Origin of the sequence: Comamonas suwonensis (genome assembly GCF_012844455.2) — a bacterium.
GTDB classification, from domain to species: Bacteria; Pseudomonadota; Gammaproteobacteria; order Burkholderiales; family Burkholderiaceae_C; genus Comamonas; species Comamonas suwonensis.
Genome location: NZ_JABBCQ020000012.1, coordinates 69,749 through 86,101, shown reverse-complemented (window position 1 = coordinate 86,101; position 16,353 = coordinate 69,749). Strand labels below are relative to the sequence as shown.

13 protein-coding genes are annotated in these 16,353 nt (G+C 60.7%); 3 read left to right on the top strand and 10 right to left on the bottom strand.

Annotated features, from left to right (window positions below; translation table 11 throughout):
• Window positions 1-17 precede the first annotated feature (17 nt).
• Window positions 18-812, bottom strand: coding sequence for a sensor histidine kinase (locus HF327_RS14430; protein WP_198460833.1), 795 nt, complete (start codon window positions 810-812; stop codon window positions 18-20).
• Window positions 812-2,251 carry a bifunctional UDP-N-acetylglucosamine diphosphorylase/glucosamine-1-phosphate N-acetyltransferase GlmU gene (gene glmU / locus HF327_RS14425; RefSeq protein ID WP_198460832.1) on the bottom strand — a complete coding sequence of 480 codons (1,440 nt, stop codon included), beginning with the start codon at window positions 2,249-2,251 and terminating at the stop codon, window positions 812-814. The genes HF327_RS14430 and glmU overlap by 1 nt, the downstream gene beginning before the upstream one ends.
• Window positions 2,252-2,368: 117 nt before the next feature.
• Between glmU and HF327_RS14420 the strand changes: the two genes are divergently transcribed.
• Window positions 2,369-3,343 carry a LysR substrate-binding domain-containing protein gene (locus tag HF327_RS14420; RefSeq protein WP_198460831.1) on the top strand — a complete coding sequence of 325 codons (975 nt, stop codon included), beginning with the start codon at window positions 2,369-2,371 and terminating at the stop codon, window positions 3,341-3,343.
• A gap of 112 nt (window positions 3,344-3,455) precedes the next feature.
• Here HF327_RS14420 and HF327_RS14415 read toward each other — a convergent pair whose 3' ends face one another.
• Both HF327_RS14415 and tyrS read right to left on the bottom strand, forming a co-directional pair.
• The gene (locus HF327_RS14415) at window positions 3,456-3,908 is read right to left on the bottom strand and encodes a carboxymuconolactone decarboxylase family protein (protein WP_198460830.1); all 453 of its coding nucleotides are present in this window, start codon (window positions 3,906-3,908) and stop codon (window positions 3,456-3,458) included.
• A gap of 90 nt (window positions 3,909-3,998) precedes the next feature.
• Window positions 3,999-5,231, bottom strand: coding sequence for a tyrosine--tRNA ligase (gene tyrS, locus HF327_RS14410; protein ID WP_198460829.1), 1,233 nt, complete (start codon window positions 5,229-5,231; stop codon window positions 3,999-4,001).
• A 191-nt stretch (window positions 5,232-5,422) separates the two neighbouring features.
• Between tyrS and HF327_RS14405 the strand changes: the two genes are divergently transcribed.
• Both HF327_RS14405 and HF327_RS14400 read left to right on the top strand, forming a co-directional pair.
• Window positions 5,423-6,781: a M23 family metallopeptidase gene (locus HF327_RS14405; RefSeq protein ID WP_198460896.1), complete on the top strand. Its 1,359-nt coding sequence runs from the start codon at window positions 5,423-5,425 to the stop codon at window positions 6,779-6,781.
• Window positions 6,782-6,917: 136 nt separating this feature from the next.
• Window positions 6,918-8,057 carry an anhydro-N-acetylmuramic acid kinase gene (locus tag HF327_RS14400; protein ID WP_198460828.1) on the top strand — a complete coding sequence of 380 codons (1,140 nt, stop codon included), beginning with the start codon at window positions 6,918-6,920 and terminating at the stop codon, window positions 8,055-8,057.
• A gap of 38 nt (window positions 8,058-8,095) precedes the next feature.
• Here HF327_RS14400 and HF327_RS14395 read toward each other — a convergent pair whose 3' ends face one another.
• From HF327_RS14395 to xdhB, 6 genes are all read right to left on the bottom strand, one after another.
• Window positions 8,096-9,448, bottom strand: a complete 1,353-nt coding sequence (locus HF327_RS14395) for an LLM class flavin-dependent oxidoreductase (RefSeq protein WP_198460827.1) — start codon at window positions 9,446-9,448, stop codon at window positions 8,096-8,098.
• Window positions 9,449-9,460: 12 nt separating this feature from the next.
• On the bottom strand, window positions 9,461-10,186 hold the full coding sequence (locus HF327_RS14390; RefSeq protein ID WP_198460826.1) for an ABC transporter ATP-binding protein: 726 nt from the start codon (window positions 10,184-10,186) through the stop codon (window positions 9,461-9,463).
• Window positions 10,183-11,040 carry an ABC transporter permease gene (locus HF327_RS14385; RefSeq protein WP_198460825.1) on the bottom strand — a complete coding sequence of 286 codons (858 nt, stop codon included), beginning with the start codon at window positions 11,038-11,040 and terminating at the stop codon, window positions 10,183-10,185. Before HF327_RS14385 ends, HF327_RS14390 begins: the two co-directional genes overlap by 4 nt.
• 10 nt (window positions 11,041-11,050) lie before the next feature.
• Window positions 11,051-12,034 (bottom strand): ABC transporter substrate-binding protein, encoded by a 984-nt coding sequence (locus HF327_RS14380; RefSeq protein WP_198460824.1) that lies wholly within the window; start codon window positions 12,032-12,034, stop codon window positions 11,051-11,053.
• 479 nt (window positions 12,035-12,513) lie between these two features.
• On the bottom strand, window positions 12,514-13,815 hold the full coding sequence (locus tag HF327_RS14375; protein WP_198460823.1) for an NCS2 family permease: 1,302 nt from the start codon (window positions 13,813-13,815) through the stop codon (window positions 12,514-12,516).
• Window positions 13,816-13,926: 111 nt separating this feature from the next.
• Window positions 13,927-16,353: a xanthine dehydrogenase molybdopterin binding subunit gene (xdhB, locus tag HF327_RS14370; protein ID WP_198460822.1), complete on the bottom strand. Its 2,427-nt coding sequence runs from the start codon at window positions 16,351-16,353 to the stop codon at window positions 13,927-13,929.

The window sequence follows — 16,353 nt, the reverse complement described above, 5'->3', positions numbered from 1 at the left end:
GGCTAGCGGCTGGCTACTCAGGCCTTAGGCCAGCTCATCTGCAACTGGCAACCCGCATTGGGTTGGGCCTCAATCTCAGCCTCACCACCATGGCGGCGGCAAATATTGCGCACCAGCACCAAGCCCGTGCCCACGCCTTCAAAATCGGCCTCGCGGTGCATGCGCTGAAACACGCCAAACAGCTTGCCTGCACGTGACTGATCAAAGCCCACGCCGTTATCGGTAATCGCGATCCAGCAATCCCTGCTCTGCATCTGGTCGCGCACATCCACCTGAATCCTCGCCTGGGAAACAGACCGGGTGAACTTGATGGCATTGCTCAGAGCTGCCGTCAGCGCCAACTCCAGCAAATACGGGTCGGCCTGCACTGCCGGTGCAACCGCTGGCAAGCACCATTCAATCTGGCGGCCCGCAGCGTTGGCCTGCAAGCGTTGCTGCACGCTATGCAGCACAGGCAATAACTCCACGGACTTCAACTGCAGCACATGACGATCGACCCGAGACATTTGCAGCAAGCCGTCAAACATGGCGGCCATACGCTGGGCAGACTGGTCCATGGTCTGCAAAAAGCTGAGCGCCTCTTCCAGATCATCCGCGCCGGGGTTGGACGACCGCAGCAACTCGGCAATCAGCGGGTTGAAGGCCAGCACATGGCGCAGCGGTGCGCGCAAGTCGTGCGACACCGCATGCACCCATTCCTGCTGCGCGCAGCGCAGGGCTGCTAGCTCGGCCTCGCGCCGAGCTAGCAGCGCCAGCGCTTCTTCCAGCGTCTGCGGCGCTATGTTTTCAAAAGCATGTTGTGCTTTTTCCATCAGACTTTGGGCTGCTTTTCAGGACGATTCCAGTTGCTGATGCTGACCTGCTTGCCACGACCCACGGTCAGCGCACCGGCTTCCGTGCTCTTGGTCACCGTGGAGCCGCCGCCCACTGTGCCGCCAGCACCAATCGTCACCGGGGCCACCAGCACGCAGTTGCTGCCAATGTGTACATCGGCCTCAATCACGGTGCGGTGCTTGTTCACGCCGTCATAGTTGGCGGTGATGCTGCCTGCGCCGTAGTTCACGCGCTCGCCCACCGTGGCATCACCCAGATAGGCCAGATGATTGGCCTTGGCCCCATCGGCCAGCGTGGAGTTCTTTACTTCCACAAAGTTGCCAATATGTACTTCGCGGCCCAGCTTGGCACCGGGACGCAGGCGGGCAAACGGGCCAATCAAGGCTCCCGCACCCACTTCCACTCCCACCTTTTCGCCATCGATATGCGTGAAGGGGTGAATCACGGCATCTTCGGCAATGCTCACATTGCTGATATGGCAGTTGGCGCCAATGCGGGCACCCGCGCCAATCGTGACATGGCCGGTAAAGACACAGTTCACATCAATTTCTACGTCCTGACCGCAGCTCAGACTGCCTTTGGTGCCGCGCACATCATCACGCAGGTCAAAACGAGCGGGGTCGGCCATGCGCACCCCCTGCTCCATCAGCTGGCGCGACTGGCGCAACTGGTGCGCCCGCTCCAGCTCGGCCAGCTGCAATGGGCTGTTGATGCCTGCGACCTGCAGTACATCGGCAATGCGGTGGCCCACCACGGGCACGCCATCCGCCACAGCCATGGCGACGATGTCCGTCAGGTAATACTCACCCTGTGCATTGTTGTTGCTGAGTTTGGACAGCCATGCCGTCAGATGCCTGGCAGGCACGGCCATGATGCCGCTGTAGATTTCGGTGATGGCGCGCTCGGCGTCATTCGCATCTTTTTGCTCGACGATGCGCTGCACCGTGCCGGCTTCGTTGCGCACGATGCGCCCATAGCCCGTGGGGTCAGGCATGGTCACCGTCAGCAGTGCCATCTTGTCGCTGCCTGCGGCATCGAGCAGGCCCTGCAGCGTGTCGGCCGTGGTCAGCGGCACATCGCCAGACAGCACCACGACCAGACCATCGTCCTTGAGCGCAGGCACGGCCTGCTGCACGGCATGGCCAGTGCCCAGCTGGGGCTCCTGGCGCACAAACTTCAAGTCCATCGCAATATCTGCGCCCTCAGCGCCGTTGGCGGCGGCGATGGCCGCCTCCACTTCTGCCGCACCATGGCCCGTCACCACCACCGCAGAGCGCGCCTTCAGTTGCGCAGCCGTATCCAGCACATGCTGCAGCAGAGCACGTCCGGCCAGCTTTTGCAGCACTTTGGGATGACGGCTTTTCATGCGGGTGCCTTTGCCGGCGGCCATGATGACGATGTCCAGAGGTGCAGTCATAGTTCTTGAGAAGATAAAAAACCACCCAATTATCGACCCATCACAGCGCCCAGCTGTGACAAGCATCATCCAAAGAGTCCGCAAGAGTCGTGTCAAACACCGTATGCTTGCGCGGCAATGCCCCACGCCACCACCAGCCCGACCCCGCTGCTTCGCACCCGCGCCATTGGCGCAGGCCATCTGCGCGCCTTTCTGGCCGTAGCCCGGCACCTGAACTTTCGCGCCGCCGCCGATGAGCTGGCTCTGACCCAGTCTGCCGTCAGCCGCCAGATTCAATCGCTGGAAGACGAAGTGGGCATCCCCCTCTTTCTGCGCCACTCCCGCGCCGTGGAGCTGACGGGGGCCGGTGCCCAGTTGCTGCACGCCGTGCAACCCGCGATGGAATCCATTGACAGCACCGTGCGCCAGATTCGCCAGACGGCGGGTCGCAAAAGCGTGGCCATCACCACCTGGGCCAGCTTTGCCGCCATGTGGCTGATTCCGCGCCTGGAGGCTTTTCAGCGTGCTCACCCTGATATAGACATACGCATCGATACGGGCGACGCCGTGGTTGATCTTGAGACCACGGATGTCGATCTGGCCATTCGCTACAGCAAGGCAGTCGATGCATCTGCGCGATCTGCCCAGCCCTTGTTTGGCGAAGAGCTGGTGCTGGTCGCCAGCCCGGCACTATTAAAGAGCGGCCCTGCGCTGCGCACCCCTGCCGATGCGGCCCACTACACGCTGATAGAAACCGGCGATGTACACCGCATGCCCCACCTGGAGTGGCTGAGCTGGCAGCGCTGGTTTGCCGCCAATGGCTGCGACCAGCTGCAACCGCCGCGCTGGCTCTACTTCAACTACGCCCATCAGATCGTGCAGGCCGCACTGGCCGGGCAAGGCCTGGCCATTGCCCGGCTGCCGCTGGTGGCCGATGCACTGGCCGCCGGTGACCTGGTCGAAGTACTGCCTGCCCACCGGCTGGCATCCCCCCTGTCGTACTGGCTGCTGCAAGGCCCGCGCAGCCATGAGCGGGCCGAGGTACAGGCGTTTTGCCAATGGCTGCTGAGCGAGGCCAGCAAGACGCACCACGCCATGATGCCCACGACATAAAAAAGAGAGCTGCCCGCGCCTGATTTTCATAAGATTCAATACCTTAAAATCCTGAAACCAAGGTAAATCAAGCGTAATAAGCTCTTATTTTTGAAGCACGCACCAACCAGCTTTATGGCTTTACTGGGTAGCGGCTGCTGATCGCGACGCGGTTCCACATATTGATGATCACGGCCAGCCATTCCAGCGCCGCAATTTCCTGCGCAGTCAACACCGCTGCAGCTTGGGCGTAGACCTCATCAGAAATTTGCCCATCAGCAATCAACGTCATGGCCTCTGTCAACGCCAGACCGGCGCTTTCTTTGTCGGAGAAATATTCCGTCTCCCGCCAAGCGGGCAGAATGGCGAGACGATCTGCCGACTCGCCCACAGCCAACGCATCGCGGGCATGCATGCGAACACAAAAGGCACAGCCATTGATTTGGGAGGCTCTGAGCTTGGCCAGGTGGATGAACCCTGCAGACCAACCCGCCGCCAGCGCGGCCTGCTCGGCCAGCTGATCTGCAGCGGCCACAGCCTTGTAAAGTTCTGGCACGGCTTTACCGATATTTACACGTTCAGTCATCGTTCTCTCCTGAGGGTCTGCCTCTTTATACTCACCTTACCAAGCAAAAAGGGCTGCATGCGCAGCCCTTTTTTATAGCCGTTGCCCTGATCAGGCCAAAGTCACGCGCGCAAACTTGCGCTTACCCACTTGCAGCACAAAGGTGCCCGCGTCCAGCTTCAAACCCTTGTCGCTGATCACCACGCCATCAACGCGCACACCACCGCCGTCAATCAGGCGGTTGGCTTCGCCATTCGACGCGGCAAGATTGGCTTGCTTGACCAACGCAGCAATGCCCATGGGGGCACCCGAGAAGGCCACTTCCGGAATCTCATCAGGAATACCGCCCTTGGAGCGGTTGATGAAATCCTGCTCGGCCGCATCGGCGGCTTCGGCGCTGTGGAAGCGCGCGGTGATTTCCTTGGCCAGCGCCACCTTGGCGTGCTTGGGGTTGCCACCGGCTTCGATCTCTGCCTTGAGCGCCGCAATGTCGGCCAAGCTCTTGAAGGACAGCAGCGTGTACCAGTCCCACATCAGCGTGTCGGAGATCGACAGCACCTTGGCGAACATGGTGTTGGCGTCTTCGGTAATACCGATGTAGTTGTTCTTGGACTTGGACATCTTGTCCACGCCATCCAGACCCACCAGCAAAGGCATTGTGAGCACGCACTGCGCCTCCTGCCCATACTCAACCTGAAGATGGCGACCCATCAGCAGATTGAACTTCTGGTCGGTGCCGCCCAGCTCCAGATCAGACTTGAGCGCCACCGAGTCGTAACCTTGCAGCAGCGGGTACAGAAACTCGTGCAGGCTGATCGAACTTCCTTCGGTGAAGCGGGTATGAAAGTCGTTGCGCTCCATCATGCGCGCCACGGTGTACTTGGCCGACAGCTGAATCATGCCGCGCGCGCCCAGTTGGTCGCACCATTCGCTGTTGTAACGCACTTCGGTCTTGGTCGGATCCAGCACCTTGGCAGCCTGGGTGTAGTAAGTCTCGGCGTTGACCTTGATCTGCTCGGCAGTCAACGGTGGACGGGTCGAGTTACGGCCCGAGGGGTCGCCAATCAGCGTGGTGAAGTCACCGATCAGGAAAATGACCGTATGGCCCAGATCCTGCAACTGGCGCATCTTGTTGAGCACCACGGTGTGGCCCAGGTGGATGTCAGGAGCTGTTGGGTCCAGACCCAGCTTGATGCGCAGAGGCACGCCAGTGGCTTCGGACTTGGCCAGTTTCTTGATCCATTCGTCCTTGGGCAACAGTTCATCGACCCCACGAAGAGTGACTTCCAGCGCTTGGTTCACTCTGTCGGTCACGGGGAAACTTGTAACAGCAGATTGATTCATAAGGGTTTTTCGGCAGGCGCGGTAGGACGCGGTCGATATACTCGGGGGTTTGGTGTTACGGTCAATTCTAGACTGCTCCCTCATATAGACCTCTGCGGATGGACTTATGGAACGGTTGAGCTGATGGAGTCGTGTCGACCGCAACAAAGGCCAATTCAACAGACACGCTCTCCCAAGGATTTGAAGTTTTGATTACTGGCTTGAAAAATGCCGGCGTTACCCTGTGGGTGCAGCTGACATCGGCCCTGCAAAAACACCCCAAGCGCGCCACGGCTGCGCTGGCGGCTGTTTTGCTGACCGGTGGCAGTGGTGCCTTTGCTGTGGCCAGCCTCGGCCCGGACCCCGCCGACCTCCCCGTTCGCACGCTGACTGAAACCGTTCCCTCTCTGGCCGCTGGTCAGGATCTGGCTGAACTGACAGACGTGCAGTCATTCTCTCTTTACCGTTCTGAGACCACCCGTAGCAACGACACGGCCGAGTCGCTGCTGCAGCGCCTTGGCATTGCCGACCCACAGGCCGCCGCCTTTCTGCGCAGCAACGATGCCATGCGCCAGAACGTACTCGGCCGTGCTGGTCGCCTGGTTTCCGCCGAAACCACGCCCGATCACCAGTTGAGCCAGCTGACCGTGCGCTGGGCCCCCAACGAAGATGGCACCTTCCAGCGCCTGACCGTGGGTCGCGTTGAAGGCAAGCTGCAATCCAAGATCGAAACCGGCAAACTCACCGCCTCCCCTCGTCTGGCTGGTGGCGTCATTCGTTCCTCGTTCTTTGCGGCTACCGATGCAGCCGACATCCCAGACTCCGTCACCCTGCAGATGTCTGACATCTTTCAAGGTGATCTGGACTTCCGCCGCGGACTGCGCAAGGGCGACCGCTTTGCAGTAGTCTATGAATCGCTGGAAGCCGATGGCGAGCCTCTGCGTGCCGGCCGCGTGCTGAGCACCGAGTTCCACAACAATGGCAAGACACATCAGGCCATGTGGTTCCAGGAAGCCAGCAAAAAAGGCGCTTACTACACGCTGGACGGCAAGAGCCTGCGCCAGGCTTACCTGAACTATCCGGTGGAGTTCTCCCGCATCAGCAGCGGCTTCTCCATGCGCGTACACCCCATTCACAAAACCTGGCGCGCTCATCTGGGCACCGACTTTGCGGCAGCCACTGGCACCAAGGTCCGCACTGTGGGTGACGGCACCGTGTCCTTTGCCGGCGTACAGAACGGCTATGGCAATGTGATTTTTGTCGAACACGCCAACCATCAAACCACCGTCTACGCGCACCTGAGCCGCATCGACGTCAAGCAAGGCCAGCGTGTCGAGCAAAGCGACATCATCGGTGCCGTGGGCTCCACTGGCTGGGCCACCGGCCCGCACCTGCACTTCGAGTTCCGCGAAAAGGGCGAGCAGCGCGACCCCCTGACCATCGCCAAGATCACCGATGCCGCCCAGCCCATCTCCAAGGCCGCACGCCCAGCCTTCGATCAGATGGCGGCTCAGATGCGTATCGAGCTCAATGCCGGCACACAATCCTATGCCGTGGCCAGCGCACGCTGATCTGGCATGACTCCATCCCAAAGGGCTGCAATTGCAGCCCTTTTTTATACTCAAAATGGGCTGTAGCGCTTGCCGTACATACGCTATACGCTACAGCTAAGATAGTGAATACTGTGCCAACTCTGTGACCTGAACCATGCCCAACGCCATTGAACAAGCCGCCCAAAGCTCTCTGTATATCGGACTCATGTCCGGCACCTCGCTAGACGGGGTCGATGGCGTTCTGGTCGATTTCAGCCGGGGCACCCAAGTGCTGCAACACGCCAGTTGCGGCTTTGATGCAGAGCTGCGCGCCGAGCTACTGGCATTGAACACGCCGGGCGGCACCGATGAACTGCACCGCGCAGCCCTGGCCGCCAACGCACTGGTTCGCCATTACGCCAAAGTCGTTCAGCAACTGCTGGCCGACAGCGGCGTTGCAGCCAGTCAGATCGCCGCCATAGGCTCGCACGGCCAGACCGTGCGTCACCGCCCGCAGATGTTTGATGGCACAGGCTACACCCTTCAGCTCAACAGCCCCGCCCTGCTGGCCGAGCTGGCAGGCATCACCGTAGTCGCAGACCTGCGCAGCCGCGATGTGGCCACTGGTGGCCAGGGCGCCCCGCTGGTGCCCGCATTCCATCACAGCTTGTTTGGATTGGCTGACCAGACAGCGCTGGTGCTCAATATTGGCGGTATTGCCAACCTCAGTGTGCTCGGTGCGGACGGCCGCGTACTGGGCTTTGACACCGGCACAGGCAATGCACTGATGGACGGCTGGTGCCTGCGCCACACCGGCAAAGCCTACGACGAAGGCGGCCAGTGGGCCGCAAGCGGCAAAGTCATCCCAGAGCTGCTGACCGCCATGCTCAACGACCCGTATCTGGCGCAAGAGCCACCCAAGAGCACAGGGCGCGACCTGTTTCATGCCGACTGGCTGGCCCAGCGCCTGCAGCAGCATGCAGTGCAGGCAGCACCTGTTGATGTGCAAGCCACCCTGACGGAATTCACCGCCGCCAGCTGCGCTGATGCCGTGCAGCGCTTTGGCAAGGGCGGCCAGCAGTTGCTGGTGTGCGGCGGTGGCGCGCTCAACACCCACCTCATGCAGCGCCTTGCCGCACTGCTGCCCAGCGTAGCCGTCACCACCACGGCAGAGCGGGGCCTGCCGCCACTGGAGGTGGAAGCCGCCGCCTTTGCCTGGCTGGCACGCCAGTGCATTCTGGGCCTGCCGGGCAATTTGGCCAGCGTCACCGGAGCCAAAGGCCCGCGCATTCTGGGCGCCATTTACCCCGCATAACGGCGAAAACGCTGGCCGGATCGCATTCGCCTAACGGCTCATGCCTCCACGGCTGTAGCGGTCCGTGCCTTGTGCTGAACGGCAGGCAGGTCTGGCAGCCCGAAGTGACCGCGCAGCGTACTGCTCTCGTACTCGCTGCGAAACAGTCCGCGCTTGCGCAGAATGGGCACGACCTCACTGGCAAACAGTTCCAGCTGCTGCGTGATGACAGGCGGCATCACATTAAAGCCATCGGCCGCACCCGTGCGAAACCACTCTTCAATCGTGTCAGCGACCTGCTCAGGTGTACCGGCAATCGCCAGATGACCACGCGCCCCCGCCAATCGCTTAAGCAGTTGACGCAGCGTGAGCCCATCACGCAGCGTAGTCTCCACATACCCGATAACACGGCTCCTGGAGGCCTCTACCAGCGTGGGGTCCGGAAAATCATCCCGCGTGAGCCGGCGATCCAGTGGCAGATGGCTGAAATCATGACCGCCAAAGCGCGCAGACAGGCGGGTCAACCCCACCTCAATGCTGGTCAGGCTGTCGAGTTCCTCCCATACCTGACGGGCTTCATACTCTGTAGAGCCAATGGCAGCACTGATGCCCGGCAGGATGACAATGTCTTCAGCCCCGCGCCCCAAAGCCTGCGCCTTCCGCTTGATGTCGGCATAGAAACTCTGCGCCGACTCTTTGCTGCCATGTGCCGTAAAAATAGCCTCGGCCCACTGCGCCGCAAAGGCACGACCGGTCTCGGACTGCCCGGCCTGCACCAGAACCGGACGCCCCTGTGGGCTGCCCGGCACATTCAAAGGCCCGCGCGTACGGATATGTGTCCCCACATAGTTGGCCGGGCGCACCTGACCAATGTCCAGGAACTGTCCTGATTCAGCGTCATCCACCAAGGCTCCTTGCGGAAAACTACGCCATAGCGCATCCACAGCAGTGACAAATTCTTCGGCAATACGGTAGCGCTCTGCGTGCTCCACGTTCTCGCTCAGCCCGTAGTTTTCGCCGGCCTTGGGCAACCAGGAGGTCACGATGTTCCAGCCTGCACGCCCTTTGGAGAGATGATCCAGTGTGGCGAACTGTCGCGCCAGCGTATAAGGCAGGCTGTAGGTGGTGGAAGCCGTGCCGATCAGCCCTATGCGCTGCGTATGCTGCGCCAAGGCAGCCAGCAGCAACAGCGGCTCCAACAAGCCCGATGAGGCCATTTGTCCACTGTCAGGCCCGACCAACCCATCTGCCAGAAAAACGGCATCGAACTTGGCAGCCTCGGCAATGCGGGCTGCATCCACATACAGTTCCAGATCGGTCATAGCCTTGCGATTGGCACCGGGATGACGCCAGGCCCCTTCATGGTGGCCTCGTGTCATCAGAAACAGGTTCAGGTGTAGTTGTCGTGTCATGGGAAAACTCTTTCAGGCAAATTCAGTTTCCACACCCAGGCTGCGCAGCAAGGTTGCGCGCAGCTGCATGAAAGCGGGGTGATCCGGTCGCCGCGGATGGGCCAAGCCCACCGCATGGTCTTCAGCAATCTTTCCGTCCTTGAGTACCAGAATCCGGTCTGCGAGCAGCAAAGACTCATCCACGTCATGGGTGACCAGCAGCACTGTCGGGCGAATCCGGTCCACCATGCGCCGCAGCAAGCCATGCATGCGTATGCGGGTCAACGCATCGAGGGCGCCAAAGGGCTCGTCGGCCAGCAACACATGAGGCTCACGCAGCAAAGAACGAGCCAGCGCCGCACGCTGCTTCTGCCCACCAGACAGGGTGCCGGGCCAGACGGCAGCCTTGTCTGCCAGACCCACCTCGCGGAGCAATTGCCCTGCGGCAGTCCGGACTTCCTGCGCGTCCAAGCCCAGCGTCAGGTTGTCCAGCACGCTCAGCCACGGCAACAAACGTGAGTCCTGAAACAGCACGGACACATTGCCATGCGCGGCTGCGCCCCCCGAGCTCTGCGCCTCAGCGTCCAGACCGGCCAGGGCTCGCAACAGCGTGGTCTTGCCAGAGCCTGACTCCCCCAGCAGCGCGACGAACTGCCCCGGCGGAACATCAAGATAGAGGTCATGGAGCACCTGCTTGCCATGAAAGCTGCGACTGAAACCCTGCAGATGCACGGCACCCGCCAAAAAAGGACTGCTCATGACCCCAGCGACCTCCGATACGACAGCACATGTGCCTCCAGGCGGCGCACCGCAGCATCGGACAGCAGACCCAGCATGGCGTAGATGAGGATGCCCACCACGATGACATCGGTCTGCCCCCAATCACGGGCTCGGTTCATCAGGTAGCCAATGCCGGTTTGCGTGTTGATCAGCTCCAGCACCACCAGAGACGTCCAGCACAGCGAGACGGCCATGCGCAGCCCCACAAAGAAGCCTGGCAATGCGCCAGGCAGTGCCACCTTGCGGATGAATTCGGCACGCGACAGCCCCAGCGTCTGCGCCAGCTCCACATGACCGATATCGATGCTGCGCAGTGCCGCATGCGTGTTGATATAGATAGGAATCAGCACGGCTGTAAAGATCAGGAAGACCTTCATCGCCTCCCCAATACCCAGCCAGATAATGGCCAGCGGAATCAGCGCCAGCGTGGGAACAGCCCGCTTGATCTGCACCAGGCCATCAATCAGGGCTTCACCCGTGCGGGTCAGTCCAGCGGCCAGCGCCAGCAACACGCCCACCAGAATACCCAGAAACAGTCCGGTGTAGGCTCTCCCGGCCGAAGCCAGCAGATGCGGCAGCAGGCTTCCGTCGAGCACCATCTCATAGCCTGAGCGCAGGGCCTGTGAAGGTGCCGTCAGCGTCTCCGGCGAAAGGTAGCCCAGGCGCGACGCAGCCTCCCACACCACCAGGAGCAGCACAGGTCCGGCCAGCAACATGCCAGGCGACAAGCGAGGCGGCACCAGTGCCATTGCTTTCTTGCCTTGCACCGCGACAGGCGACCTGACTTGAGGCTGCCAACCGCTTACGCGAACTTCCAGAGGAATCTGTGTCATCGAGCGCTCCTCAGCGATTGGCGACGATCACGCCGTCGTAGCTCGCCAGGAACGAGCCCTTGGCATCCAGATGCTGCGGCAGACTGCCTGCGCTGTGCAGGATGTCGATGAGCTTTTGATGATGGGGCAAGGCTTCCGCAGCCGTCTGAAACTCCAGCGGAGCCTGCACTGCCTGAATGGCGGCAACGCTCTCGGCATCCAGGCGCTGAAAATTGCGAAAGTAGTGCTGCCCCCAGTCCTTGCGATGGGTATTGCTCCATCGCCCCGCACGCACGAAGGAAGCCAAAAATTCGCGAATGGCTTCTGCTTTCTGCGGATCTGCCAGTACATCCGGACGGGCATAAATGTAGGAGGTCGATGGCAGCAGCTGACGCTCCAGTGGGTCGGGTACCACACGCACACCAATCTGTTTGGACAGTCGCGTGACATGTGGTTCAGCAAGGGTTGCGACATCCACGGCACGGGCGCGCAAGGCATCATTGAGTTCAGCCACGCGCAGATGCACCAAGGTGACATCCTTGAGCGTCAGGCCCGCGCGATTCAGTGCTTCGATCAGGAAAACCTGGCGCCCCGACCCTTCCACATAGCTCACACGCTTGCCACGCAGATCACTCAGGCGCTCCACGCCGGCCCCGGCATGCTGAACCAAGCGATATTCCGCTCTGGCGCGGGTGAAGGTCGCAACAATGGGCAGATTGACGCCGGCAGCCCTGGCCTGAATGGGAGGAGTGTCCCCCACATAAGCCATGTCCAGCGCCCCGGCACGGATGGCTTCAAAAATAGCCGGGCCACCTGCAAAGTTGGGCAGCTCCAGCTGAAAGCCGACCTTTTTACGTTCACCGCTTGCATCCAGCAGATGGCGAATCAACTCGCTCTGGTCAGCAACGACCAGCTTGGTCTTGGCGTCTGCTGCCGCACGTGCAGCGCCGGAGGCACCCATGGCGGCCACTGCCAGCAATGCAGGCCCCGCCAGCAGAAATCGACGCTTGTCCACTATCTTCTCCCCATGTATGCAATGGGGCAGATGCTAGGGAGCAGTCGATAGATATAAAAATATTGAATTCAAATTTAGAAACAACCAACTCATCCAAGAGACAAGGCCGGCCTACCAGCTTGGCGTGAATTTCGCTGCGCAGCCAGGCACTTAAGGCTGCATGCGGTCATTTCTGCTTCTCCCGAAAGCACGCAACATCCTTTGATTCAGAAATATGCTCATGAAATCAATGTTGTTGAAGCCTGCGGAGATAGCTTTCCGCTCGGTGCACCTGCTCATCAAGGCATAAGCCAGCGGCAGGGAATGCCAATGCCCTGCTATTCACAATGCAAAAAGCAGTCCGACCCACCAGTAGCCGGACTGCTTGTTGCATCTTTGATTTTCTTACTGACTGGCTCCATCGGGTCATGCAAACCGGTCTGTTGCCCGACTGGCATGGCCCGACAGATCACTGCCTGGCTCGGTCAATGTCCAAGCGCTCAGTGACCGCCGATGTAGATGAACTTGAACAGGAACAGGCCGGCAATCACCCACATGATCCAGTGCACTTCCTTGACCTTGCCGGTGAACAGCTTGAGTACGGCATAAGTGATGAAGCCAAAAGCCAGACCATTGGCAATGGAGTAGGTGAACGGCATCATCAAAGCGGTGACCACAGCGGGCACCGCTTCTGTGGTTTCATCCCACTCCACCTCGGTCAGATCCCGTAGCATCAGGCAGGCCACGAACAGCAGCGCAGGGGCCGTGGCATAACCCGGCACAACACCGGCCAGCGGCGCGATGAACAGACAGGCCAGGAACAGCACGGCCACTGTCAGCGCCGTCAGGCCCGTGCGGCCGCCAGCCTGCACACCGGCAGCGCTTTCCACATAAGCCGTGGTGCTGGAAGTACCCAGCATGGAGCCCACAAAGATGGCGCCAGAGTCGGCCAGCAGCGCACGATTCATGCGGCCCATGCGCTCAGGCACCAAGAGACCAGCGCGGCGGGCCACACCCATGAGCGTGCCTGTGGCGTCAAACAACTCGACCAGGAAGAACACCAGCACCACGTTGAGGAAGCCGGTCGTCAGTGCCGTCATGATGTCCAGCTTCAGGAAGGTGGGCGCTATCGACGGAGGCATGGAGAAGATGCCGTGGAAAGTATTGCCACCAAAGAAGAACGAAGCCACGGTCACCGCCAGAATCCCGATCAGCAGTGCACCCGGCACCTTGAGGCGGTCCAGCACCACGATCAGCAAGAAGCCGGAAATCGCCATGATGGCCTCGGGCTTGTGCAGATCGCCCAGCGTCAAATACGTATTCTTGTCAGGGGCGACCACACCCGCTGTCTTGAGCGCAATCAACGCCAGAAACAAGCCCAGACCCACGGTGATAGAGACGCGTATGGACTGCGGTATGCCTTTGATAATCAGCTCTCGCAGGCCGAACAAAGTACAGATCAGGAACAGACAGCCCGAGACAAACACCGCTCCCAGTGCGGCCTCCCATGTGTAGCCCATCTTGAGCACCACCACATAGGCGAAGTACGCATTCAGGCCCATACCCGGCGCCAGCGCAATCGGGTAGTTGGCATACAGCGCCATGATGGTGGAGCCCAGCGCCGCGATCAGGCAGGTCGCCACAAACACCGCGCCCTTGGGCATGCCCGCGTCACCCAGAATGGATGGGTTGACGAACATGATGTAGGCCATCGAAAGAAAGGTCGTCAGCCCCGCCACCAGTTCCGTTCGCACGTTGGTGTGATGCTCGTTGAGTTTGAATATCCGCTCTGTCCAGTTCATTGCATAGTCTCCGTGTTGTTTTACAGGCAAGGCACAGCCTTGCCCCGCGGCAAACAGCCATGATTCAGAACGGCTGTCGCCCCGCGGGGCGACAACACCCAATGGGAAAAGTCAGGGAGTGTGCCCTTGAACGGCTTCCACTGCTCTCAGGATGGCCTCTGCGGTCGCGGGTGCACGCAGGGGCGGGTTGATTTGATGTGCAGCCACTGAGGACACCGCATCGCGGATCGCAAAGAACACCGAAAACGGCAGCAGCAATGGCGGCTCGCCTACGGCCTTGCTGCGGTGAATGGAGTCTTCGAAGTTATCACCCTCAAACAGGCGCACGTTAAACACGGGCGGGCAGTCATTGGCGGTGGGAATTTTGTAGGTGCTGGGGGCGTGCGTCATCAGCTTGCCGTTTTGCGGATGCCAGACCAGCTCCTCCGTCGTCAGCCAGCCCATGCCTTGAATAAAGGCTCCTTCCACCTGCCCCACATCGACTGCAGGATTCAGCGAGCGGCCCACATCGTGCAGCACATCGGCACGCAGCAGCTTCCACTCACCGGTCAGCGTGTCGATCACCACCTCGCTCACCGCCGCGCCATAGGCGAAATAGAAGAAAGGGTGGCCCTTCATGGCCTTGCCGTCCCAGTGCAGGCCCGGTGTGGCGTAAAAGCCATCGGACCACAGCTGCACGCGCTGCAGGTAGGCGCTGCGCACCAGCTCGGCAAACGGCAGGCTCTGCCCGTTGACTTGCACCGCATCGTTGGCAAAGCGCACATCTTTGGCATCGCCGCCATGCAGGCGCGCTGCGCACTCGGCCAGGCGCACGCGCAACTGGCTGGCCGCATCCTGCGCAGCCTTGCCGTTCAGGTCGGCTCCGGTGGATGCCGCAGTAGCGGAGGTATTCGCCACCTTGGTGGTATCGGTCGCTGTGACGCGCACCTTTTCAAAGGCCACGCCCAACTCATGCGCCACGACCTGCGCCACCTTGGTGTTCAGGCCCTGACCCATTTCTGTGCCGCCATGGTTCACCAGAATCGAGCCATCGGTATAGATATGCACCAGCGCACCGGCCTGATTGAAGTGGGCCACATTGAAAGAGATGCCGAACTTCAACGGCGTCAGCGCCAACCCGCGCTTGAGCACAGGGCTTTGCGCGTTAAAGGCAGTCACCGCAGCACGTCGTGCGCGGTAGTCGCTGGTTTGCTCCAGCTCAGCCACCAGTTCGTGAATGACGTTGTCAGTCACCGGTTGCTGGTAAGGCGTGATGTTGTTCTCGGTCTTGCCGTAGAAGTTGACGCGGCGCACATCTAGGGGGTCACGCCCCAGATTGCGGGCCACTGTGTCCATAATGCTTTCAATCGCAATCGCGCCCTGCGGCCCCCCAAAACCACGAAAAGCCGTGTTGCTCTGCGTATTGGTCTTGCCCATATAGCCATGGGCGCTGACATTGGGCAGCCAGTAGGTATTGTCAAAGTGGCACAGCGCCCGTGTCATCACCGGCGCAGACAGATCCGCCGAATGCCCTGCGCGTGAGACCATGGAAATCTCGGCACCCAGCACACGGCCTTCATCGTCGTAACCCACTTCGTATTCATACCAGAAGCAGTGACGGCGACCGGTAATCATGAAGTCGTCATCACGATCAAGCCGCAGCTTCACCGGCCTGTTCAGGCGCACAGCAGCCACCGCCGCCACGCAGGCAAACAGCGCCGATTGCGATTCTTTGCCGCCAAAGCCACCGCCCATGCGGCGGCACTCCACATGCACGCTGTGCGAAGCCACGCCTAAAGCATGCGCCACCAGATGCTGCATTTCGCTAGGGTGCTGGGTGGAGCAATGCAGGTGCACCGCGCCATCTTCCTTGGGTGTGGCGTAGCTGATCTGCCCTTCCAGATAAAACTGTTCCTGCCCACCCACATCCCATTGGCCTTTGACACGATGCGGCGCTGCTTCAATGGCGGCGCGTGTGCCTCCAGCGTGCGTGCTGCGCTCCAAGTGCATGGGTGGCATCACGTACTGGCCCAGCTCGTGGGCTTGTTGCGGCGTCAGCACAGGCGGCAGCTCGGTAATGGTGGCTGCACCCTTGGCCAGCGCCGCTGCACGCCTTGCCGCCTCGCGGGTGCGGGCAATCACGGCAAACAGGGGCTGGCCCACATAGCGAATCTCACCGTCGCACAGAATCGGGTCATCATGAATGATGGAGCCGCAGTCGTTGACACCGGGAATATCGGCAGCGGTGATGACATCCACCACCTCGGGCATGGCACGCACCGCTTCCAGCGCCAGCGCCGTCAAGCGGCCATGGGCCACGGGCGACAGGCCCAGAGCGCAGTGCAGCGTGCCTTCCAGCTCAGGCAGATCGTCGATATAGGCCGCCTCACCGGCCACATGCAGGTGGGCAGATTCATGCTTGCGGCTCACGCCTACGCGTGCGCCCTGGCTCTGAGCCGTGGCTTCTGCGCCTTCATCGATGCGGTTAGCCAGGTTCTTGCGGTAGTCGGCAAAGGCTTCAGCCACCAGTTCATTCGTCAATTCACGGGGATTGTTCAT